This window comes from Pseudomonas sp. SWRI50, assembly GCF_014269095.1.
Taxonomy (GTDB): Bacteria; Pseudomonadota; Gammaproteobacteria; order Pseudomonadales; family Pseudomonadaceae; genus Aquipseudomonas; species Aquipseudomonas kermanshahensis.
The window spans coordinates 250,970-272,671 of the sequence record NZ_JABWRW010000004.1 but is presented as its reverse complement, the minus strand read 5'-3'; the positions used below and the strand labels follow the sequence as shown (position 1 = coordinate 272,671).

Sequence of the window (21,702 nt, the reverse complement as noted above, 5' to 3'; positions counted from 1 at the left end):
CTCTTTCGATCAGTGGTTCGTCCGGGTGGACGACAGGGCCAGGTTTTCTTCGGATTTACGGGAGTTCTTCAGCTGGGCGATCCACTGCGGATCGAAGCTGCTGAGGTCGTTTTTCATGGGCAGATAACGTTCGGGGAATTCCCACACCACCACTTGTGGCGCGGCATTTTTGAAGGCATCGCTTTGCAGGTACTTGAGCATCGGCAACAGTGGGCCGTGGCCGTCTTCGGCGTAGTTGGCGACGTCGCTGCGCAAGGCTTGCTGCAAGGCGCCGAGGAAGTTCCAGTGCGGGTTGGCGCTGTAGCTGGTGCCGACCAGTGCGACCGGGATCTGGCTGTCGGCGAACAGCGCGTCGCCCGCATCGCCAGCGGCTTCGGCTGGGCGCGTGGTGCGTTGCTGCAGGTTGTCCGGGCTCGGCAGCAGGTTGCTGAACAGCGGGTCGAGTGGCAGGAAGTTGGTCAGGTCGCCTTTGTAGGGCGCCGTATTACCGGCTTCGGTGATGAAGGTTTGCGGGTCGCCATTGAGCAGGCTCTGGCGGCTGACCGCTTCGGCCAAGGCTTGCGCGGCGACTTCCGCGCCCATCGGCGTCCAGTGCGTGTCGGTACGCAGGAACACCTGGCCGCGGGCCTTGGCCTGCTCCATGGGCGCCATCAGGTCTGGGGCGAACACGTTGGCCTGGCGGGCTTGGGCATGGAAGCGGTTGTACAGGTCGTCGTGCAGGCTGGCGGGCAGCTCCTTGCCGACGTATTCGGAATAGACCCGCGCCTTGGCCGGCACGATTGCCAGCACCAGCTGGCTGCCGTGTTGTTGCAGGGTGTCGCGCACGCCACGGATCAGCGCCAGATTTTCCTGCATCAGTTGCTCGGCACCGGCGGTGGGTTTGAACTCTTCATCGCTGAACAGCCACTGGTCACGGCCCAGCACCACGCCCGGGCGGCCTTCGTTGAACAGCTTGAAGTCCAGCGCCGCCCAAAGGTTGGTGCCCAGGCGTTTGATCGGGAACTGCTCGTCGTAGTGGGTCTCGGCAGCCTTGGCCAGCTTGCCGTTGAGCAGGGTCATCTGCGCGGTGCGCTGGAAGCTTTCCAGGCCGCCGGTGGACCAGGCGCCCATGCCGACCAGCAGGCCGAGGAACGTCAGCGAATAGGTAATGCGTAATGTCCGGGTCATGGTCATCAACCTCAGAACTGGAAGTAAAGGAACGGCGAGTAGCTCTGCGCCGAAAGCTTGAGGATCGAGGCCACGAACAGCAGCAGGACCAGGGCGCGGGTCATCACCCGAGTCCAGTCCAGGCCGATCGAGCCGTCGGCGTTGACCTGCACCGGGGTTGCCTTGGGTGTCGGCTTGGCATTGCGGTAGAAGTCGCGCAGGCCGAAGAACGCCAGGGTGAGGTAGGCGATGACCAAGGTGGCCACTTGCAAGCCGGTCAGTTGGGCGCGGTTGAGCTCCGACAGCTGCCATTCACCAAAGCTGAACATAGCGGCGTACATGCGCCCGGCCACGTGCAGGTTCTCGGCACGGAAGATCACCCAGCCGACCACGACCAGCAGGAAGGTGAAGGCCCACTTGACCGGGTTGAAACGCTGCGGGTTGGTGTCGATGCCCAGCGCCCGCTCGATCGCCAGCCACATACCGTGCCAGGCGCCCCAGAGGATGTAGGTGAAGTTGGCGCCGTGCCACAGCCCGCCCAGCAGCATGGTCAGGAACAGGTTGCGGTAGGTGTTGAAGGTGCCTTTGCGGTTGCCGCCCAGGGTGATGTACAGGTAGTCACGCAGCCAGGTCGACAGGCTGATGTGCCAGCGGCGCCAGAACTCGGTGATCGACTGGCTGATGTAGGGCTGCTTGAAGTTCTCCATGAAGCGGAAGCCCATCATCAGGCCCAGGCCGATGGCCATGTCGCTGTAGCCGCTGAAGTCGAAGTACAGCTGCGCGGTGTAGGCCAGGGCGCCCAGCCAGGCATCGCCGGTGGTCGGGTTCTGCAGGGCGAAACAGTGGTCGGCCACCACCGCCAAGGTGTCGGCGATGAACACTTTCTTGATGAAGCCCTGCATGAAGCGGGTGCAGCCTTCGGAGAACTTGTCCAGGGTGTGGGTGCGGTTGTTGAACTGGTCGACCAGGTCTTTGAAGCGCAGCACGGGGCCGGCGATCAGGTGCGGGAAGATCGCCACGAACGCCGCGAAGTCGATCAGGTTGCGGGTGGCCGGGGTGTCGCCGCGGTACACGTCGATGATGTAGCTGATCGACTCGAAGATGTAGAACGAGATACCGATCGGCAGCAGCACGTGGGTGAGGATGAACGGCTCCAGGCCGAACGAGGTGATGATTGCATTGAGGCTGTCGACGCCGAAGTTGGCGTATTTGAAGTAGCCAAGGATGGCCAGGTCGACGCCCACGCCCAGCAGCAGCCAGCGCTGGGCCGGTTTGGTACGCACGCCGGCGGCGCCGACTTTCAGGCCGATCCAGTAGTTCCACAGGGTCACGCCAGCGAACAGGGCGAGGAAGTCCACACGCCACCAGGCATAGAAGATGTAGCTGGCGATCAGCAGCAGCAGGTTGCGATAGCGTTGCCCGCTCAGGTAGTACAGGCCGAGAAAGATCGGCAAGAACAGGAACAGGAACACGTTGGACGAGAAGACCATCCCGGTTCTCCTAATTTGTTCACAGCATCCAGGGCAAAACGCCCCCCAAACCCCCCACGCAATGTGGCGGGCTACCTAGATCCCTGTAGGAGCTGGCTTGCCTGCGATGCAAGGCGAAGCCTTGCCCAGCGATAGTCAGGGGCCGCTTCGCGGCCCATCGCCGGCAAGCCGGCTCCCACAGGGTTTTGCGTTATTTCTTCGAAGCCGCGCTCGGGTCATAGACCCGGGTCAGGTTGCCGCCGAGCCTGAAGCTGTCGAACGGCTGCATACCGTGCTTGCGATCAAGGGTGTCGCCGACGCACTGGTACAGCGCGCACCAGGGCTCGAGCCAGGCGTACTTGCTGTCGACCTTGAGGTCTTTCATGTCCTGTTTTGCACCGGCGCGTTCAGCGAAGTGGCGCGGGTCACGGGCGCCGGCCAGCACGCCTTCGCCCAGGCGCTGCAGGGCGAAGTTGTTCTCGCTGCGCAGGTCCACGCCATTGACCTTGGCGAAGCTGGCGATCATCGCCAGCGGTGGCAGGGCATAGTTGTGGTAAGCCAGGGCGCGCTGCTTGCGCTTGATTTCGTTGGGCAGGAAGCCTTGGTCGTCGATCTGGTTGGCGCCGACCTTGTATTCCTTCACGGCCCAGTCGAACAGGTCGCGACGGTCGGTGGCCACGGCGGTGGCCATCACCGACCAGGCCGCCCAGTAGCTGTGGTTGTTGATCTTCTCCAGCGGCAGGTCGCTCCAGTCGCGCACGGTCTGCTCGGCCAGGCGGGCGAACCAACGCTCGATCTGCTCGGCCTCGGCCTGGTGCGCGGCCAGGGGCTGCGCGTTAGAGAACTTCAGGCGCAGCCACGATCCGCTCATGCTGCCCAGTGCCCATTTGCGCATCGACTTGCCGGTGTGGTTGTAGTCGGTGGACAGCAGGGCGTCGGCCCGCGCCCAGGTTTCGAGCCAGGCCAGCGTGCAGTCGAGCTGCGCTGGGCGGCCGTCACGCATGTACTGGCCGACCATCTTGCTGACGCCTTTCTCCAGCGTGGTGATGTCGGCCGTGGAGTCGCGGAAGGCTTTTTCCGAGGCCACATTGAGGGTCGCCCGGGCCTTGTCGGAGCCTTCGTACTTGCTGCGAAACTGCAGCGCGCCGGTGTATGGCTTGGGGGCAGGTTCGCAGCGGAACTTGCCATCGCTGGTCTTGAGCTTTTCGATCCCCTCGTAGTAACCCAGGGGCGGTACCAGCGCGGCGTGCGCGGCGCCGCCGAACAGGGCCAGGCTGAGCAGGGCGGGGCTGATGAGTCGCTTGAATGGGGTCATGGTCGCCTCACTGGCCGGCTTGCGCGGTTTGCGCAGGCACGGCGAAGTTGTTGCGTTTGCAGAGTTTGGCCTCGACCTTCTGGGTGCCTTTCTCCGGCCCCTGGACCTCGAAGGCCAACAGGTTCTGGCTGGCCCAGTCTTCGTCTTCGCGCATCTGGAAGACGAAGCGGCCGTCGGTGTCGGAGGTTTCCGGTTTCTCCAGCTTAATGTCCTCGTGGCGGCCGTTGAGGTACCAGAGGGTGGCCTGCAGCACCTTCACCGAAGGGTCTTCGAACTTGACGTCCATCTGCAGGTTGCGGTTGATAAGGTCTTTGATCACACCGCCCTTGCCGTTGACCATCAGCTCGTTCTTGCCGGGCTTGAGCGTGGTGCTGGCGCTCATCAGCGCCGGGCGTGCGTCACAGCCATCGTCGAGCAGGCCGAGGATCTGCCGCCAGATGGTTTCCTGGTCCAGGCGATACAGGGGGGAGAACTCCCAGATCAGAATCTTTGGCGGGTTTTTCTGGAACTCTTCGCTGCCCAGGTACTGGATCATCGAGCCTTCCAGGCCACCGCCAGGGAAGGCGACGTTGAGCACGTCGGCGCCGATGTACTGTTCGAGGAAGCCCGAGAAGTTGTAGTTCTTGCCGCTGTGGCTGGTACCGACCAAGGTGATCTGCGCGTTGCCGCCATCGCCGAACAGGTCGTCGCCGCCGCTCGCGCCTTTTGGCTCGGTGGCGAACTGGTCCATGTACTGCACGGCGTAGCTGGTGCCGCAGAGCTGGCCGGCGACGTTGTGCAGGGTGCCGGTCTTGCCCATGCGCCCGGACTTCTTGGTTTCGAATTCCTTGCGTGGGATGCCTTCGAAGGCCGGCATGTGGTGCACGGTGTCGGCCACGATCTTGGCGGCGCGCTCGGCGCCATACGGCGTCCAGTGTTGGTCACCGCGGAAGTAGAAGTCTTTGCCCTGGTCGGCGGCGGCCAGTTGCTCGTTGGTCAGCGGCGACAGGTCGGGCACGTTGTAGCCCATCTTGCTGAAGCGCTGGAGCATGGCCTGGTAGTTGCCCAGGGCCTTCTGGTAGTCGAAGGCGGCTTTTTCTTCCGGCTTGAGCATGTTGCGGTTCACCAGGCCACGGGTCGGCTGGTAGACCACGACCAGTTCCACGCCGCGCTTCTTGAACGCGTCGTGCACCTGCTGCAGGCGTTTGTAGCCGGCGGGGGTGGTGTTGAACTCGGTACGCAGGTCCTCGCGGGTACGGAACAGCCAGTCGCCCTGGGCCTGTACCAGCGTGGTGAAGTTCTGCTGGTAGCGGGTGGTGTAGCGGCTGGCGTCGTGCGCCTCGGGGCACAGTTGGCAGCAGGGTTCGGCGCTGAACGTCGGGGCTTTCACCTCGTCGGCGCGCACGCCCTGGCTGATCGCCAGAAGGGCGGCGGACAGGCCCAGCAGTTTCATCAGGTGTGGAGTCATGGTCTGGGCTTCCTTAATCGATCATTTCGGTCTGGCGTTCGACCGGGTCGATCAGCACAGCCTTTTGCTGGCGCACCAGCAGGTCGAGGATTTCGTCCTGGCGCTCGCCGAGGATGCCGTTGAGGCTGATGCCGTTGGCCTTGCGCGGTGCGAGCATCGACACCTTGTACAACTCGACCGACAGCGGCGAGTCGATCGACAGCGGCCCGGAGCCGTTGGCCGCCAGCTCACCGCCCACCACGATCAGCGAGACTTTGGTGTCGAACGGGTCGAGGGCGATGTCGCGGTCGGTGTCGGACAAGTCCTTGATGTGCCCGTAGACACCCACCAGGCCATTGGCCATGGCGACGTTTTCGTACAGGCGGATGTTCACGCTGTTGCGCACGCGGATGCCGTGGCGGCGGTTGTTGATCAGCTTGTTGCCCCAGATCAGGTTGTCGCCGCTTTCGTACAAGGTGATGCCGTCGGTGTGGTTGCGGTAGATCTCGTTGTAGGCGATCAGGTTGTTGACGCTGTTACGGTCGATCACCAAGCCCGAGAGCTTGTTGTCGTAGCTCTTGTTGTTGATGATCCAGCTGTCGTTGACCTCACGCGAGACGATGATCCCGTGCTTTTTCTTGGTGCCGTACACCGTGTTGCCGGCGATGATCAGGCGGTGCGAACGGTCGTGCGGGTCGATGCCGTAGACGATGTTGTCGCGGTAGGTGTTGTCCTTGACCACGAAGTCCTGCGTCTCGTAGCAGTAGAAGCCGTACCACATGTCGCTGAATTCCGAGCCGATGATCCAGCCGGTCGGCTCCGGGCGGCCCATGCGCTTGGCCATGTTCGGCGTGTACTGCGAGATGCTCACACCGTACGACTTGGACTTGGCGTAGCCGAAGCTGGCCATCTTGGTGTTGACGATGTAGGTCTCGGTGCCGCCCCACGACAGCAGGAACGGGCGGAATTCCTTGGGCGAGCGGAAGGTCGCCGGGCCGTTGTCCTTCTCGCGCCAGCCGGTGACCTGGGTGTCGCTGACGAACAGCTTGCCGTCGTTGACCAGAAACGCGCCGCCCTCCTGGGACAGGCGCAATTGCTTGACCTTGCCGTTGATTTCGAGGATGCCCTTCTGCCCGACCACGATTGGCAGGCGCGCCAGGTACACCCCCGGCTCGACTTCGCTGAGGTACTGCTTGGGTACCTTTTTGCTCAGCTCGACCAGGTCGACATGGCCGTCATCGACGAAGATCGCCTGGGGGATGCCGTGCTGGCGTTGCACCCATTCGGCGGCCTTGTTGTCGCCACCGATGAACTCCTTCAGCGACTCTTCCTGCAGCATGCGGCGCACGCTGACCTTGCCTTTGTGGCGGCGGTCGATCTTGTTCTGCACCGCCTCGGCAGTGAAGCCGCTGAGGTCGGGCAGTTTCGGTGGGTCCATGTGCAGCGGCTCGGTGGGCGCGCTGGACACGGTGTAGGTCTTGGCCTGCTGCAGTTCCTTGGCGATCACCGTGGGTTCTGCGGCGACGGCAAGGCCTGAGGCCAGCAGCAAGGCGCTGGCCAGGAGGCTGTGACGTAGGTGCGGGTGAAGGGGCATGACAAGAAATCCTCTACCGGCCTCAGAAGCGCCAGATCACGTCGACAAAGGCACGGTGCATGTACGAGTCCGCTTCCTTGCCATAGGCGTCACCTGGCTTGAACACACCGGCGCGCAGGCGCACCAGCGCGGACGGTTCGTCGATTGCCTGGCTCATCGAAGCGGGCAACAGGCCCTGCTTGAAGTACTTGGTGACGACCACGTCCATCTCCTGGCCGAGGTCTTTTTCGCCATTGATCAGCGGGCGGTTCACGCCGTTGTCGTTGACCGCAGCGTTGATGCCGCTGGAGCCAATGTTCTGCTCGCCATCCACGCGCCAGAACTTGTGGTAGATCAGGCTGGCGTCGTAGTCGTCGCGCAGTTGCCACGAGGCAAACAGGGTGGCCGCCTGCAGGTTGCCCAGCTCGCCACGGAAGGCCTCGCCGAAGCGGTGCACACGCGAGCGGGTACCGGTGAAGTTGGAGCGGTTGCTCTCAAGGCCGGTCTGCTCGAAGTTGTTCGAGCCGTCATCGCCACCGCCGCCGCTGCCACGGGCGTAGGCCGCACCGACTTGCCAGTTGGGGTCAAGGCGCAGGCGGATGCCGAGGTCGGTGGCCCAGGCGTTGACGTCGCCGCTCTGCTTGCCGGTGGCCACTTGATCGTCGCCTACCTGTTGGCTGCTGAGTTTGTCGCGGTCACCGGTCAGCCAGGTCAGGCTGCCCCAGTAGTTGACGGTGTGGTCGTTGCGCCAGTTGTAGGCGTCACTGTTGGCTTCCAGGCCCAGCCAGGTGAGGTCGCCGGTGCGGGTCTTGTCGAGCGCGTCGATCGTCTCGCCGGGGCTTTTCAGGCTGCCGCTGTCATGGGTGTGGTGGGCACGCAGGCCGACCCAGTGGCCGGGGGTCCATTGCGTGGCGACGTTACCGTAGAGGTGCGTGCGGTCTTTGTCTTCCGGGGCCAGTTCGGTGAGGTCGGTGCGGTACTCGCTGAAACGCTGGGCCACGCCCAGGTCGGCCTTGAGCAGGGTGGTGTCGAAGGTCCAGTTGAGGGCTTCGATGTTGGTGTCGCGCCACATGCCGTCGTCGCTGCGCAGGCGCTGGCGGCCTAAGCGCAGTTGCTCGCCAGGGTACTGGGTGAGGCCGCTGTAGCCGACCCAGAACTCGCGCATGGCCAGGTAGCTTTTGTCCGGCTTGCGGCTGTCGTCACCGGTGTCGGTGGTGGTGCCGTCGTCGTTCTGGCGCAGGGTGTCGGTTTCGATGGTGTCGGTGGCCGCGACGGCCTGGCCCATGGCGTAGGCGCTCCAGTTGCCGCGCTCGCCGTACACCCAGGGGCGCAGGTCGAGGCCGAGGCCGTTGACGTCACCGCCGGGCCGGGTGCCGAGGTCGCGATCGTCTTCCGACTGGCCGGTGATTTTCACGTCCAGGCCGAAGTTTTTCTGCGCGGTCATGTCGGCCAGGGTCGGGCAGGACCACAGCAGGGCGAAGCTCAGGCCGATGCCGGCTTTCACGAAGGGATTGAGCGTCATAGCGAGTCCTCACCGTCTACTTCTTGTTCGTCGTCTTGCAGGGCTTCGAGGGCCAGGGTGCTGTTGGCGCCTTGGGCCATGCTGCCGCGCGCCTGTTTTTCCTGCGTCAGCAGGGTTTGCGCCTGGCTGCGCTGGTCTGGCGTGAGTTGCTGATCGAGTTGCTGCAGCAGTTCGGCCGACTGTGGCGTCGGGTTGGCCTGCGACAGTTGCGCGAACACCCAGGCGTTGCCCGGTTGCGGGCGGATGCCATGGCCTTCGCTGAACAGCTGGGCCAAGGCATAGTCGGCGCTGTTCTGGCCGCCACGGGCGGCAGCGAGCAGGTGGTCGACGGCCTTCTGTGGCTCGACATTGCCCAGGTAACCGCGGCGGTACAGCTGGCCCAGGTAGTAATGGGCGCTGACCTCGCCAGCGTCGGCGGCGGCCTGCAGGTGCTGTTCGGCTTTTGCCGCATCGGCGGGCAGCGTCTTGCCTTCGTAGTAGAGGCGGCCCAGCAGCAATTCGGCGCGTGGCTGTTCGGCGGCGCGGCCTTTGTCGATGTAGGCCAGTAGCTGGTCGGTGTCGCCCAGCTCGGGGAAGTCGTAGACTAGTTGCGCAAGGCTGACCCACGAAGCCGGGTTGGCCGGCGCCACCTGTTCGAGCAGGTCTTTGGCGGTTTTTTCGTCGGTCTGGCCTAGGCTGCGGTCAGCCAGCACACGGGCGACGCTGTCGACCCGGGTGGCCGGTACGGCGCCGCGGGCATAGGCCGCCTTGAGCTGGCCGAGCAGGGCGGCTTGCTGGTCGGGCTGGCCGCGCTTCTGGTACACGGTGGCCAGCTCGACGTAGCAGATGTCGGTGGTATTGAGCGCGGCCTTGCAGATGCTCTCGACCTCGCCCAGGTGCTGGTCGTAGGTGCCCTGGGTGCGATACAGCAGCACCTGGGCCAGGCCCGCCTCCGGGTTGCCGGCGGCGCGCCACTGGTCGATCTGTTGCTGCGCGTTGACGTTGGGGAAGCTCTGCGGGTATTGCAGGTAGAGCATCGCCAGCGGGATCAAGGTATTGCTTTCGCCTTGCTGGGCGGCGCGTTTGAGCAGCGTTTCGGCCTCTTCACGTTCAGCCTGGGTGCTGTCGGGTTTGGCCACCAGCAGGCGGCCTAGCCGAGCCTGGGCCCGTGGCGAAGTGGAGGCTGCGGCGCGGTATGTAGCTTCGGCTTGCTTGATCTGCGCGGGGTCGCGGGTGGCGACCTTGATGTCGGCCAGGCCGACTTGCGCATCGCTGTAGCCGAGGTCGGCCAGGGCCTTGTAGTTGCGCTCGGCCAAGGCGGTGTCGCCGCGCTTGAGGGCTTCGTTGGCCAGGCGCTGGTCAGGCAGGCCGGCACAGCCGGCGAGCGTGATGGCGGCGGCTAGGGCGCACATCCCAAGGTTCACACGGACCCTGTGGGAGCCGGCTTGCCGGCGAGAGGCCTGCGCGGGCGACACATCTGCTGGGCGAGTGCTGCGCACTCGATCGCCGGCAAGCCGGCTCCCACAGGTATCGGGTTGTGTGCTAATCATCGGCTTGTCCTCTTACAGCCCACGGGCCACGGCTTTGTCGATCAGCCAGTTGAACGACGGCCCGCGGTCGCTGCTGACCGAAGCAGGGCGCCCGGCAAGTTCTGCTGGCAGGCCGCTGTCAGGCTTGATCTGCACACGGATGTCGGAGGCCAGGTCTTCGCTGTTGAGGCTGGCGCTGCTGACGATCTGGCCGGTGCGCACTTCGTCTTCGCCGGCCACCTGGAAGTTGACCCGGGTGCCGGGCGTGACCTCGTCGAACTGGCGGTAGCTGAAGCGCGCTTCGACCATCGGGTTGGTGGTGCGTGGGATCAGCTGGAAGATCGGTTGGCCCTTGGCGGCGTACTGGCCGTCATCCACCAGTTGGCGGGCGACCACGCAATCGCAGGGGCTGGTGAGGGTGCCGGAAAGCTGCTTGCCGAACAGTTCCTCAACCTTGGCCGGCTCCAGTTGCGAGTCGTCCAGGTGGCCTTTGAGCATGTCCAGCATGCTGGTGCTGAAACTCGCCAGGGGCGCGCCCTTGACCACTTGGCCGCCGCTTTCGACCAGGCTGTTCACGGTGCCGTCGCGGGGCATGGTGACGCTGGTGGTGGGCACTGCCACCACGCCAGCTTCGGCGTGGCTGACGAAGTACATGCCGTACAGCGACTTGGCAACGAAACCGAAGGCGGCCACGCCGATCACGAACACGCCGAGGGTCACGCTGACCGCCTTGAGGCGGCCGAAGGCGGTCAGGCCGGCACCGCCATCCTTCTGCTTGCGCGCCTTGGTGAAGTTGTCGCGCTGCAGCGTGCTGAGCACATCACCGATGCTGATCAGCTCACCCGACAGGTGGCTGGTGATGATGTGCCGCAGGGTGGCGATGTCGCGGGGCTCCAGGTTCTGGAACTGCGCGCCGGTACGGCCATTGCTGGGGTTGAAGGAGCGCACCTGGAACTCGATGTCGATCGACAGGCCCAGATTGTCGACCACGAACTGCAGCCGCCCGCGCAGCACTTCGCCCACCGACAGTTGCTGTTTGGTGTGGAAGCTCAGGCCACCGGCGGATAGGTCATCGACCTTCACTTCGTGGGTTTGGCGCTGGTTATCCAGGAAGCGCAGCTTGGCTGGAATGCGCACCCGGGCGTGTTGGCGCTGGGCTTCGGACTCATGCACGACGTTGACGTTCACGGCGGTATTCATGGTGGTTTGTTCCTGTTAGATCCGATCCGGTTGGGCTCACACGACCATGAACAGCACAGCAACGAAGATGCTGGCCGCCGAGAAGGTCATGGTCCGCGAGGACCAGGTGTTGAACCATTGTTGAAAGCTGGCGAGGTCACGTTTTAGGGCAGTGGGCTGGCGGGTCCAGGACTGCTTGTCGAGGCGGAAGAACACGTAGATCTTCATCATCGCGCCGACGATCTGGTTGTAATAAAGGATCAGCGGATAGGCCGGCCCGACCTTGTGCCCGGAGCACAGCAGCATCACGGTCAGGATCAGGCGAGTGATGCCGATCCACAGCAGGTACACCAGCAGGAAACCCAGGCCAAACTTGAGGCTGGCGATCACCGCCACGGTCAGGCCCAGCAGGCTGGTCCACATCGACACGCGCTGGTCGAACAGGACGATGCTGGTGAACAGCCCCAGGCGCCGCAGGCCCAGGCCCAGTGCGCGGGAGTTCTGCCGCAGGTTGTTGCCGTACCAGCGGTACATCAGTTTGCGGCTGGCCTTGAGGAAGCTTTTTTCGGGCGGGTGCTCGACGGTGTTGATGGCGGCATCCGGCACGTAGAAGGTGTCGTAGCCCAAGCGCATCAGGCTGAACCAGCTGGACTTGTCGTCACCGGTGAGGAACTTGAAGCGGCCCAGGCGCCAGTGCATCAGCGAGTCGCTTTCGACGTCGGCGATGAACTCGGGGTTGGTCACCACACTGGCGCGGAACATCGACATGCGCCCGGTCATGGTCAGCACGCGCTTGGACAGGGCCATCGAACACATGTTGATGTGGCGCTGGGCGAAGCGCAGCTTGTGCCACTCGCTCATGATGTAGCCGCCGCGCACTTCGCAGAATTCGTTGGTGGTCAGGCCACCGACATTGGGGTAGAGCTTGAACCACGGCACGGTCTTGCAGACCACGCCATCGGCCAGCACGGTGTCGCCATCGATCACAGCCACCACGGCATTTTCGTCTGGCAGCATCCGCGAGATGGCGCGAAAACCATAGGCCAGGCCGTCACGCTTGCCGGTGCCGGCGATGCGCACGATGTCCAGCTTGACGTGTGCCGGCGGGTTGTATTTGGCCCATAGGCTTTTCACCAACAGCTCGTCCGACATCTCCACCAGCGAGCAGACCACCGTGGTGGGGAAGCCGCAGTTGATGGCTTCGCGGATCACCGAGCTGTACACCTGCGCGGTGGTCAGCGCATCGATACGAAAGCTGGTGACCATCAGGTACACGTGGGACGGGTCCGCAGCCTTGCCCAGCTTCTGCACCTTGCGGCGCAGGTACGGGTAGACGGCGTACAGGAAGATCATGCCGCGGATGAAATGGGTGGCGCCCATCGAATAGCGCCAGATGCCGACTGCGCCGACCAGGAAGATGAAGTGCTTCGACTGCGAGTCGAAGATATCGGCCGGCAGGGCCAGGGCGATCAACATGAGCAGGCTCATGTAGAGCAGCCACCCGGCGCACTGCAACAGCACTGTCTGGAGCCTTTGCATGTTCAGCATCCGTCGCGAAATCAGGGAAGGAAGGGCAGCGCTTGTCCCCTGAGGAGCACCTGCGCTGCCCGGCCAAGGGTGTTACCAGCAGATGCCTTCGGTACGGCTGGTGCCGCAGGTGGCTTTGCTCATGAAGCCCACCAGGTCGATCACCTGTTTGCCTTCCGGCGCTTGCTGGGCAAGGGCGCGGAACTGCTCGTCACGGTTGCCCAGGACGATGATGTCGGCGTTGTCGATGACCTGCTGGAAGTCGGCGTTGAGCAGCGAGGAAACGTGCGGGATCTTCGATTCGATGTAGTCCTTGTTGGCGCCGTGAACACGGGCGTACTGGACGTTCTCGTCGTAGATGCCCAACTGGTAGCCCTTGCCGATCAGGCGCTCGGCCAGTTCCACCAGCGGGCTTTCACGCAGGTCGTCGGTGCCGGCCTTGAAGCTCAGGCCGAGCAGGGCGACCTTGCGCTTGTCGTGGGCTTCGATCAGCTCGAAGGCGTTCTGCACCTGCGACTCGTTGCTGGCCATCAGCGAATCGAGCAGTGGCGCTCGCACGTCGAGGCTGGCGGCGCGGTAGGTGAGGGCGCGCACGTCCTTCGGCAGGCACGAGCCGCCGAAGGCGAAGCCTGGGCGCATGTAGTACTGCGACAGGTTCAGTACCTTGTCCTGGCAGACCACGTCCATCACGTCGCGACCATCGACACCGACTGCCTTGGCGATGTTGCCGATCTCGTTGGCGAAGGTGACCTTGGTGGCGTGCCACACGTTGCAGGTGTACTTGATCATCTCGGCCACTTCGATCGGCTTGCGGATGATCGGGGCGTCGAGTTCTTCGTACAGGCTTTGCAGCACGTCGCCGCTGGCGCTGTCCAGTTCACCGATGACCGTCATCGGTGGCTGGTCGTAGTCCTTGATCGCGGTGCTTTCGCGCAGGAACTCAGGGTTGACTGCAACACCGAAGTCGACCCCGGCCTTTTTGCCCGAGCAGTCTTCGAGGATCGGGATCACCACGTTCTTCACGGTGCCCGGCAGCACGGTGCTGCGGACCACGATGGTGTGGCGACGGGTGGTGTCACGCAGCACGTAGCCGATTTCGCGGCACACCGACTCGATGTACTCAAGGCCCAGGTCGCCGTTCTTCTTGCTGGGCGTACCGACGCAGATCATCGACACATCGCTGGCGCGGATGGCCTCGGCGAAGTCGGTGGTGCCGCGCAGGCGGCCATTGGCGATGCCCTGTTGCAGCAGTGCTTCCAGGCCAGGTTCGACGATGGGCGACTTGCCCTGGTTGATCAGGTCGATCTTGGTGCTGGACACGTCCACACCAATCACTTCATGGCCTCGCGCCGTCAGGCAGCCTGCACAGACCGCCCCTACATAACCCAAACCAAAGATGCTGATACGCATCGCTATCACCTCATGTGTGTTTATCACGCCGGCTCCTTCGGAAAGAGCCGGGCCAGGTTGATTAACAACAGTTTTTGGGCGCACGGGTCCATGGCGAATGCACACTTCGCCGAGCGCAGGCAAAATTATTCCGGAGCGCGAAAAGTTATGCGCTCAAACTTGGCAGTAAAAAGCCATTATTAAAAAACGTGCCTTGGCGTGCAGCCGTCTTTATTGCAATGCGCTACGTGGCGCGCTGCTGTGCTTGTTTTTTCAAGTGGATAAATCCTTTGAAATCAACCACTAGGACGATTTGTAAGGGCGCGTCTCTCCTGCGTGGACAGGGCTCTTGGGGGGTGCCCGTTATACCTGTCGAAGTTGCTTTGGCGGGCAGTGGATACCTGCCGTTGTCATCTGTAAGTCATCTCTCACAGCCCAGGGGCAGGAAAATCGTTACGGCACTATGAGCGATCCGGTATGACAGAAGTTCCTGGCTGGGTTTTGCCCGGATGAAAGATTTCTAAATAATTCTTCAGTGATAAATAGTTTCAATCTGATAGCACTGGGGTGTTTCGTCCCGGTATATAAAGGGCGGGATTGAGGGGGGATGTTTTAATGCCAGTATCGAAAAATATTTTTCAAAAAACGTCAAAAAAGGTACGAACGGTCTTATGGCGTTTGGCGATAAAGGGTGGTGTGGTGGTTTTTTGGCGTCGGGATTGTGGCGTGATGGCGGTTTGATTGGGGCCGGTGTTGGGGGCGGGGGAGGGCGGGCATTTTCTCTGGTTTCGAGATCGAGCGCCGCCCTCGCGGCGCCTTCACAGGCGTGACTGGCCCGAAAATGTAGGAGCAGCCTTGTGCTGCGAAGCGCCGCGCGGGCGGCGCTCGATCTCAACGGCGACGCTACCGTCGGGGAGAGCTTCAAGCCTGCGCGTGATCCCGCAAAAACACCAGGTGATCCGCCTTCGACTGCTCGGCACTGTAGTAGTACCCCTGCACGTCGAACTGCTTCAGCTGCTCTGGGTCGTTGATGCGCTGCTCGATCACGAAGCGGCTCATCATCCCGCGGGCTTTCTTGGCGTAGAAGCTGATGATCTTGTATTGGCCGTTCTTGAAGTCCTTGAAGTCGACGTTGATCACGCGGGCCTTCAAGGCGCCGCGTTTTACCGCGCTGAAGTACTCATTGCTGGCCAGGTTCAGCAGCACGTCATCACCTTGGTCGGCCAGGGCCTGGTTCAGCCATTCGCTGATGCGCGTGCCCCAGAAGGCATACAGGTCCTTGCCGCGGGCGTTGGCCAGCTTGGTGCCCATTTCCAGACGGTACGGCTGCATCAGGTCGAGCGGGCGCAGCAGGCCATACAGGCCAGAGAGCATGCGCAGGTGGTCTTGGGCGTAGCTAAAGTCGTCTTCGCCAAGGCTCTCGGCGTCCAGACCGGTGTACACGTCACCTTTGAACGCCAGCAACGCTTGCTTGGCGTTGGCCGGGGTGAAGTCTGGAGTCCAGCTGCCGAAACGGGCGGCGTTGAGGCCGGCGAGTTTGTCGGACAGGTGCATCAGTTCACTGATCTGGGCGGGCGACAGCTCGCGCAGTTGCACGATCAGTGCCTGGGAGTCGTCCAGGTACTGGGGCAGGGTGAAACGCTCGGTCACCGGCGGGGTGTCGTAGTCGAGGGTCTTGGCGGGGGAAATCACCGTCAGCATCGGGTCGGCTCCTGGAATCGTTGGCGGGGATTCTACGGGCTGGGCCTGGCAAGTCCAAACTATGCCGACGATAGTCACAGACCATCGCCAAGCCAGGCGCTATAGTGCGCGTTTTGCTGTTGCGGAGCTTCCCACCGTGCGCATTGCATCGGCCTTGCTGGCCACGCTGTTGAGCTTGGCCGTGCAGGCCGCCCCATCACCCCAGGCAAGCCTGGACCGCAGCCTGTGGCCCGAGCAGTTGGACAGCCCGGCGCTGTTCGATGTGGCCTCGCGGGCCGAGATCCTCTCGTTCGCCCAGGTGCTGCACGAGAGCGAACTGCTGGACGATGGCGCACTGGCAGGCCGGTTAGGGTTGCGGCAGATCAACCTGCAAAAGGTCCGCCTGGTGCGGGCACGCCTGTGGCAGCGTTTGTGGCAGGGTTATCAACAGGCCCAGCGCAGCTGCGAACAGGATGCTTCGTTCTGCTACCCGGTCACGTCGATGGCGGAATTGCGTACGCAAGCAGCGACGTTCGCTGCAGATGTCGGCACATTTTATACCGGCTGGATCGAGCCGAGCCATCAGTTCCATGTCCGTTACCTGGATGAGCAACTGCGCAAGGCAGCCCTGTTGCCGAACACCAGCAGCGAGGTCGAGCGCCTGTCCAACCGGGAACGCAATGGCGATGAGCTCAACGATCGCATGTTCCTGCTGACCTTCGTGGGGGGCCCAGGGCCCGACGGCGGCTATACCGATACCCTCACCCATTACCTGCGCCGGCAAAAGCTTGAAGGCACGTTCTTCGTGCTTGGCAATCGCCTGCAGCAACGCCGTGACGCTGCCACCGTGCAGGCCCTGCGACAGCTCTATCGCGGGCAATGCGTGGGCATTCAGGGCTGGGAATACCGCTCTCATGCCCAGTGGCAGGGCTGGCAGGATTCGTTGCGGCGCAGCCAGGCGCGGGTGCAGGCTGACCTGCCAGCGCAGTACGTGCCGCTGTTCCGCCCGCCTTATGGCCAGCGTCGGGCCGATGGCGAAGCGTTCATGGCCAGCCAGCAGTTGCAGGTGTCGTTGTGGGATATCGATGCCCAGGATGAGGGCGTGTTGAGCGCAGAGGCCTCGGCGCAGCGGGTGCTGACCTTGATGCTGCTATGGCGCAAGGGGGTGATCCAATTCCATGACAGCCTGCCCAAGGCACAGCCGGCGGTAGAATGGTTGCTGCGCAACACCGCCCAGAGCGGCATCGGCTGGGAGGGCTGCCACGCTTATGGGCACCGTGAGCAAGGGGACTAATATCTGACTGTAGACCTCACTTGCCCCCTCGCCAACCCCTGTTCGTCATTCGGAAAAATAAACTTCACCTGCGCGTAAAAATGCTTTTTTTAGTCATCGTTTATGCGGTATGAAGAAACCAGACAGCCGAGCCCTGCAGCACAGGTGGCGTCATCCACCGTGTCAGGTTCGCTTCCCGCCCGTAGCAACGCGGATACGGGAAGACCGGCAGTCACTCTGCGGCGCAGCAGACCGCGCCGTGTGGCTTCGACATAAGGTGACCGAGTATGGATGACCAAGGACGCAACCCTTCCTCCAGCAAGCCAATCCTGTATGTGCTCGATACCAACGTCCTGATTCACGACCCCAACGCACTGCTCAACTTCGAGGAGCACCACGTCGCCATTCCGATGACGGTGCTGGAGGAACTCGACAAGCTCAAGACCGGCAAACAAAGCATCGCCGCCGAATGCCGCCAGGCCATTCGCCTGATCGACCAGACCTTAGGTAACGCCTCGCCCAGCGATGTCGAGCAGGGCGTGCCGATCCAGCGCAACAAGAGTGGGCCCAAGGGCTTCCTGTCCATCCTGATGACCCCGCGCAACGAGCCGAACAAGCTGCTGCCGGAAAACCTCAACGACAACATCATCATCAACCAGTTGCTCGAAGTACGGGCCCGGCGCACCGACCTTGACGTGGTGCTGGTCACCAAAGACATCAACATGCGCCTGAAGGCGCGCGCCTGCGGTATCGCGGCCGAGGACTACAGCACCGACCAGCTGGTCGATGACGTGTCGCTGTTGTCCAAGGGCTATCATTCGGTCACCGGCTCGTTCTGGGACCGGGTCAGCAAGGTCGACACCCGCCAGGAACGGGGCCGCACCTGGCACCGTGTGCAAATGATCGACAACCTGCCGGCAGTGCATATCAACGAGTTCATCATCGATGAACAAGGCTTCGTCGGCTGGATCAAGGGCATCCGCGATGATGAACTGCTGCTGCTCGACCTGCATCAGGAACCCCTGTTGCACCAGGAAGCCTGGGGCCTGAAACCGCGAGACATCCATCAGAGCCTGGCCCTGTTCGCCTTGCTCGACCCGGATATCCACCTGGTCAACCTGACCGGCGCCGCCGGCTCGGGCAAGACCATCCTGGCCCTGGCCGCGGCCATCGAGCAGACCATGGTCAGCAAGCGTTACCGGCGCATCATCGCTACCCGCAGCGTGCAGGGGCTGGACCAGGAGATCGGCTTCCTGCCGGGCACCGAAGCGGAGAAGATGGAGCCCTGGCTGGGTGCCATCACCGACAACCTCGAAGCCTTGCACATGGATGACGAGAGCACCCACGGCAGCGTCGAGTACATCCTTGAGCGGGTGCCGCTGCAGTTCAAGTCGCTGAACTACATTCGCGGTCGCAGCTTCCAGCAGAGCCTGATCCTGATCGACGAGTGCCAGAACCTCACGCCGCACCAGATGAAAACTATCATCACCCGTGCCGGCTCCGGTTCCAAGGTGGTCTGCCTGGGCAACCTGGCGCAGATCGATACCCCTTACCTGTCCGCGACCAGCTCGGGACTGACCTACCTGACCGAGCGCTTCAAGGACTTCCCCCATGGCGTGCACATCACCCTGCAGGGTGTGCCACGGTCGGTGCTCGCCGAGTACGCCGAGTCGCATCTGTAACCCATCCAGCCGGGTGGTGCACCGCCCGGCCTCTTCGCGGGACAAGCCCGCTCCCACAGGAGACCCACTCGATTCAAGGCCAGTGGAGATCCTGTGGGAGCGGGCTTGCCCCGCGAAGAGGCCGGCACCGACAGTACATGCCACTGCTCAAACCTGACCCACAGGTTTACACTCTGTGTTCCCTTCACAGGAGCAGAGCAGTGCTGACACATCTTGATTCCCAGGGGCGGGCCAACATGGTCGACGTCACTGAAAAGGCCGTGACCGAGCGCGAGGCGATTGCCGAGGCGCGGGTGCGCATGTTGCCGCAGACCTTGCAGATGATCGTCGACGGTGAGCACCCCAAGGGCGATGTGTTCGCCGTGGCGCGCATTGCCGGTATCCAGGCGGCGAAAAAAACCAGCGACCTGATCCCGCTGTGCCATCCGCTGATGCTGACCAGCGTCAAGGTCGAGCTCAGCGCCGAAGGGCAGGACGCAGTGCGCATCGTCGCCCGCTGCAAGCTGGCCGGCCAGACCGGCGTCGAGATGGAGGCACTGACCGCTGCCAGCGTTGCCGCACTGACGATCTACGACATGTGCAAGGCCGTGGACAAGGGCATGGTGATCGAGCAGGTGCGCCTGCTGGAAAAACTCGGCGGCAAGAGCGGCCACTACAAGGTGGACGCGTGATGAAGGTCAAGGTGATGTATTTCGCCCGTTACCGGGAATTGCTCGGGCTCGATGCCGAACGCGTGGAAGGTGACTTCGCGGTGATCGACGATGTGCGCAAGGCGCTGGTGGCCAAGGGCGGGCACTATGAATTGCTGGCGGAGCAGAACCTGATGTGCGCGCGCAACGAAGAGCTCTGCCGGCTCGACGAGCCGCTGCAAGAGGGCGACGAAGTGGCGTTCTTCCCGCCGGTGACCGGAGGCTGAGCATGACGGTGCGAGTGCAGCACGGGGCGTTTGACCCGGGTGTCGAGGTCAATGCCATGCATGCCGCGAATGTCGGCGTGGGCGCGGTGGTCGGGTTTGTCGGCTACGTGCGTGATTTCAATGATGGCCGCGAGGTGGCCGGGATGTTCCTTGAGCACTACCCGGGGATGACCGAGAAGGCGTTGGCCAAGATCGTGGTCGAGGCCGAGCAGCGCTGGCCCTTGCTCAAGGTCGAGGTGTTGCACCGGATTGGCGCGTTGGAGCCGGGCGAGCCGATCGTTTTCGTCGGTGTGGCCAGTGCCCATCGGCAGGCGGCGTTCGATGCCTGCAACTTCATCATGGATTACCTGAAGACCCGGGCGCCGTTCTGGAAGAAGGAAAACACCCAGGACGGGCCGCGCTGGGTGGAAGGCAAGCAGAGTGACCAGGATGCGGCGGGGCGCTGGTAGAACCGTTTTGGCTGGCCGGGGTTTTACCCCGGTTCGCGGGGCAAGCCCGCTCCCACAGGAATCTCGCAGACTTCAGGTCAGCACGATTTCTGTGGGAGCGGGCTTGCCCCGCGAAGAAGTCACCACCGATCAGTGGTGTTTTCGCGGCACCGGCTTGAGCAGTTCATCCGGCGGCATCTCGCATTTGATCTTGCGCCCCAGCAGCTCTTCGATTGCCGGCAGTTGGTAGGAGTCATCCTCGCCGGCAAAGCTGATCGACACGCCACTGGTCCCTGCGCGGCCGGTACGGCCGATGCGGTGAACATAGTCATCAGCATCTTCGGGCAGGGTGAAGTTGATCACGTGGCTGATGCCATCGATGTGGATACCGCGGCCCGCCACGTCGGTGGCCACCAGCACGGTAATCCGGCCTTCGCGGAAGCTCTCTAGCGTACGAATGCGCTTGTGCTGCGGCACGTCCCCCGACAGTTGGGCGGCGTTGATACCGTCGCGCACCAGCTTCTCTTCGATACGGCGCACTTCATCCTTGCGGTTGGCGAACACCATCACCCGTTCCCACTTGTTCTGGGTCACCAGGTTGTACAGCAGCTTGTACTTGTCGCTGCCGGCCACCGCGTAGACGTGCTGCTCGACCGTCTCGCTGGCGACGTTTTCTGGCTCGATCTCGACGATGGCCGGGTTGGTGGTCCACTGCTTGGCCAGGTTCATCACGTCTTCGGTGAAGGTGGCGGAGAACAGCAGCGTCTGGCGTTCGCTTTTCGGCGGGGTCTGGCGAATGATCTGACGTACCTGGGGGATAAAGCCCATGTCGAGCATGCGGTCGGCTTCGTCCAGCACCATCACTTCGACCATGTCCAGGTGCACTTCACCGCGCTGGTTGAAGTCCAGCAGGCGGCCCGGCGTGGCGACCAGGATGTCGCAATGACGAGCTTCCAGGGCCTTGAGCTGCTTGTCGAAGTCCATGCCACCGACAAAGCTCATGACGTTCAGGCCGGTGTACTTGGTCAGGGCGGCGGCGTCCTTGGCGATCTGCACCACCAGTTCGCGGGTTGGCGCGATGATCAGCGCGCGCGGTTCGCCCATGAAGCGTTCTTTGGGCGGCGGCGTCTGCTGCAGCTGGGAAATGATCGAGATCAGGAACGCGGCGGTCTTGCCGGTGCCGGTCTGGGCCCGGCCGATCGCATCCTGGCCGCGCAGGGTGTAACCCAATACCTGCGCCTGGATCGGCGTGCAGTAGGGGAAGCCCAGGTCGTGGATCGCGTGCATCACTTCACTGGACAGCTTGAAGTCGTGGAAGCGGGTTTTACCTTCCTGCGGCTCTACCACGAAATCTTCCAGCTTCCACAGGCTGGCCTGCGGCTTTGGCTTGCGTTCGCGGCGCGGTTTGTCCTTGGCCGGTTTGTCGGTGGCGGCAGGCGCTTGGGCCTCAGGGCTGGCGTCGGCGAGTGTTGGGGCCGGCTGAGGCGCTGGCTGAGACTGGGGCTGAGCCACAGCAGCGGGAGCAGGCGCGGGCGTTTTCACGCTGGCAGCGGGATCGACGGCCTGAGGCGCGGCGTCTCCTTTGCCGAATATTTTTTTGAGTGCCTTGAGCACGATCGTCTCATCAACTGGTTAAGGAATGTACGCCGGGCAGTGTAAAGCAAGAACT

Annotated in this window: 17 protein-coding genes; 5 read left to right on the top strand and 12 right to left on the bottom strand. The window is 62.9% G+C overall.

The genetic code is table 11. From position 1 onward, the window contains the following. Nucleotides 1–9 precede the first annotated feature (9 nt). The 11 genes from HU750_RS06750 to yaaA form a co-directional block, all read right to left on the bottom strand. Nucleotides 10–1,167, bottom strand: a complete 1,158-nt coding sequence (locus tag HU750_RS06750; RefSeq protein ID WP_186677792.1) for an alginate O-acetyltransferase — start codon at nt 1,165–1,167, stop codon at nt 10–12. Nucleotides 1,168–1,178: 11 nt separating this feature from the next. Beyond that, the gene (locus tag HU750_RS06745; RefSeq protein ID WP_085273969.1) at nt 1,179–2,636 is read right to left on the bottom strand and encodes an MBOAT family O-acyltransferase; all 1,458 of its coding nucleotides are present in this window, start codon (nt 2,634–2,636) and stop codon (nt 1,179–1,181) included. 190 nt (nt 2,637–2,826) lie between these two features. Then, entirely contained in the window at nt 2,827–3,930 is a 1,104-nt protein-coding gene (locus tag HU750_RS06740) for a mannuronate-specific alginate lyase (RefSeq protein WP_186677789.1), read from the bottom strand. 7 nt (nt 3,931–3,937) lie between these two features. Next, a complete protein-coding gene (locus HU750_RS06735) occupies nt 3,938–5,377 on the bottom strand; it encodes an alginate O-acetyltransferase (RefSeq protein ID WP_085273970.1) in 1,440 nt (479 codons plus the stop codon). A gap of 13 nt (nt 5,378–5,390) precedes the next feature. Next, nucleotides 5,391–6,950, bottom strand: coding sequence for a mannuronan 5-epimerase AlgG (gene algG / locus HU750_RS06730; RefSeq protein WP_186677787.1), 1,560 nt, complete (start codon nt 6,948–6,950; stop codon nt 5,391–5,393). Between the two features lie 22 nt (nt 6,951–6,972). After that, nucleotides 6,973–8,451, bottom strand: coding sequence for an alginate export family protein (locus HU750_RS06725; protein ID WP_085273971.1), 1,479 nt, complete (start codon nt 8,449–8,451; stop codon nt 6,973–6,975). Further along, a complete protein-coding gene (algK, locus tag HU750_RS06720; RefSeq protein WP_186677785.1) occupies nt 8,448–9,842 on the bottom strand; it encodes an alginate biosynthesis TPR repeat lipoprotein AlgK in 1,395 nt (464 codons plus the stop codon). Before algK ends, HU750_RS06725 begins: the two co-directional genes overlap by 4 nt. Nucleotides 9,843–9,992: 150 nt before the next feature. Then, nucleotides 9,993–11,159: an alginate biosynthesis protein Alg44 gene (locus tag HU750_RS06715; protein WP_186677784.1), complete on the bottom strand. Its 1,167-nt coding sequence runs from the start codon at nt 11,157–11,159 to the stop codon at nt 9,993–9,995. A gap of 36 nt (nt 11,160–11,195) precedes the next feature. After that, nucleotides 11,196–12,677, bottom strand: a complete 1,482-nt coding sequence (locus tag HU750_RS06710; protein ID WP_172960386.1) for a glycosyltransferase family 2 protein — start codon at nt 12,675–12,677, stop codon at nt 11,196–11,198. Between the two features lie 81 nt (nt 12,678–12,758). After that, nucleotides 12,759–14,075 carry a nucleotide sugar dehydrogenase gene (locus HU750_RS06705; RefSeq protein WP_027595311.1) on the bottom strand — a complete coding sequence of 439 codons (1,317 nt, stop codon included), beginning with the start codon at nt 14,073–14,075 and terminating at the stop codon, nt 12,759–12,761. 900 nt (nt 14,076–14,975) lie between these two features. Next, nucleotides 14,976–15,755, bottom strand: a complete 780-nt coding sequence (yaaA, locus tag HU750_RS06700; protein ID WP_186677782.1) for a peroxide stress protein YaaA — start codon at nt 15,753–15,755, stop codon at nt 14,976–14,978. A 136-nt stretch (nt 15,756–15,891) separates the two neighbouring features. Between yaaA and HU750_RS06695 the strand changes: the two genes are divergently transcribed. The 5 genes from HU750_RS06695 to moaE all read left to right on the top strand — a co-directional run bounded on the left by HU750_RS06695 (nt 15,892) and on the right by moaE (nt 20,054). Further along, a complete protein-coding gene (locus HU750_RS06695; RefSeq protein ID WP_186677780.1) occupies nt 15,892–17,028 on the top strand; it encodes a polysaccharide deacetylase family protein in 1,137 nt (378 codons plus the stop codon). 266 nt (nt 17,029–17,294) lie between these two features. After that, a complete protein-coding gene (locus HU750_RS06690; RefSeq protein ID WP_027595314.1) occupies nt 17,295–18,689 on the top strand; it encodes a PhoH family protein in 1,395 nt (464 codons plus the stop codon). A 200-nt stretch (nt 18,690–18,889) separates the two neighbouring features. Next, entirely contained in the window at nt 18,890–19,360 is a 471-nt protein-coding gene (gene moaC, locus HU750_RS06685; protein ID WP_027595315.1) for a cyclic pyranopterin monophosphate synthase MoaC, read from the top strand. Further along, on the top strand, nt 19,360–19,605 hold the full coding sequence (gene moaD, locus HU750_RS06680) for a molybdopterin converting factor subunit 1 (protein ID WP_186677991.1): 246 nt from the start codon (nt 19,360–19,362) through the stop codon (nt 19,603–19,605). Before moaC ends, moaD begins: the two co-directional genes overlap by 1 nt. A gap of 2 nt (nt 19,606–19,607) precedes the next feature. Continuing rightward, a complete protein-coding gene (moaE, locus tag HU750_RS06675; protein ID WP_027595317.1) occupies nt 19,608–20,054 on the top strand; it encodes a molybdopterin synthase catalytic subunit MoaE in 447 nt (148 codons plus the stop codon). Between the two features lie 129 nt (nt 20,055–20,183). Here the strand turns inward: moaE and rhlB are convergent, their stop codons facing one another. Then, nucleotides 20,184–21,647 (bottom strand): ATP-dependent RNA helicase RhlB, encoded by a 1,464-nt coding sequence (rhlB, locus tag HU750_RS06670; RefSeq protein ID WP_027595318.1) that lies wholly within the window; start codon nt 21,645–21,647, stop codon nt 20,184–20,186. Between the last annotated feature and the right edge of the window lie 55 nt (nt 21,648–21,702).

Bases quoted from the DNA above. Each gene is read 5' to 3' on its own strand.
- HU750_RS06705 (WP_027595311.1), bottom strand. From the start codon at position 14,075: ATGCGTATCAGCATCTTTGGTTTGGGTTATGTAGGGGCGGTCTGTGCA.
- HU750_RS06735 (WP_085273970.1), bottom strand. From the start codon at position 5,377: ATGACTCCACACCTGATGAAACTGCTGGGCCTGTCCGCCGCCCTTCTG.
- HU750_RS06725 (WP_085273971.1), bottom strand. From the start codon at position 8,451: ATGACGCTCAATCCCTTCGTGAAAGCCGGCATCGGCCTGAGCTTCGCC.
- moaE (WP_027595317.1), top strand. From the start codon at position 19,608: ATGACGGTGCGAGTGCAGCACGGGGCGTTTGACCCGGGTGTCGAGGTC.
- HU750_RS06750 (WP_186677792.1), bottom strand. From the start codon at position 1,167: ATGACCCGGACATTACGCATTACCTATTCGCTGACGTTCCTCGGCCTG.
- algG (WP_186677787.1), bottom strand. From the start codon at position 6,950: ATGCCCCTTCACCCGCACCTACGTCACAGCCTCCTGGCCAGCGCCTTG.
- HU750_RS06740 (WP_186677789.1), bottom strand. From the start codon at position 3,930: ATGACCCCATTCAAGCGACTCATCAGCCCCGCCCTGCTCAGCCTGGCC.
- moaD (WP_186677991.1), top strand. From the start codon at position 19,360: ATGAAGGTCAAGGTGATGTATTTCGCCCGTTACCGGGAATTGCTCGGG.
- yaaA (WP_186677782.1), bottom strand. From the start codon at position 15,755: ATGCTGACGGTGATTTCCCCCGCCAAGACCCTCGACTACGACACCCCG.
- HU750_RS06715 (WP_186677784.1), bottom strand. From the start codon at position 11,159: ATGAATACCGCCGTGAACGTCAACGTCGTGCATGAGTCCGAAGCCCAG.
- HU750_RS06745 (WP_085273969.1), bottom strand. From the start codon at position 2,636: ATGGTCTTCTCGTCCAACGTGTTCCTGTTCCTGTTCTTGCCGATCTTT.
- HU750_RS06710 (WP_172960386.1), bottom strand. From the start codon at position 12,677: ATGCAAAGGCTCCAGACAGTGCTGTTGCAGTGCGCCGGGTGGCTGCTC.
- algK (WP_186677785.1), bottom strand. From the start codon at position 9,842: ATGTGCGCCCTAGCCGCCGCCATCACGCTCGCCGGCTGTGCCGGCCTG.
- HU750_RS06690 (WP_027595314.1), top strand. From the start codon at position 17,295: ATGGATGACCAAGGACGCAACCCTTCCTCCAGCAAGCCAATCCTGTAT.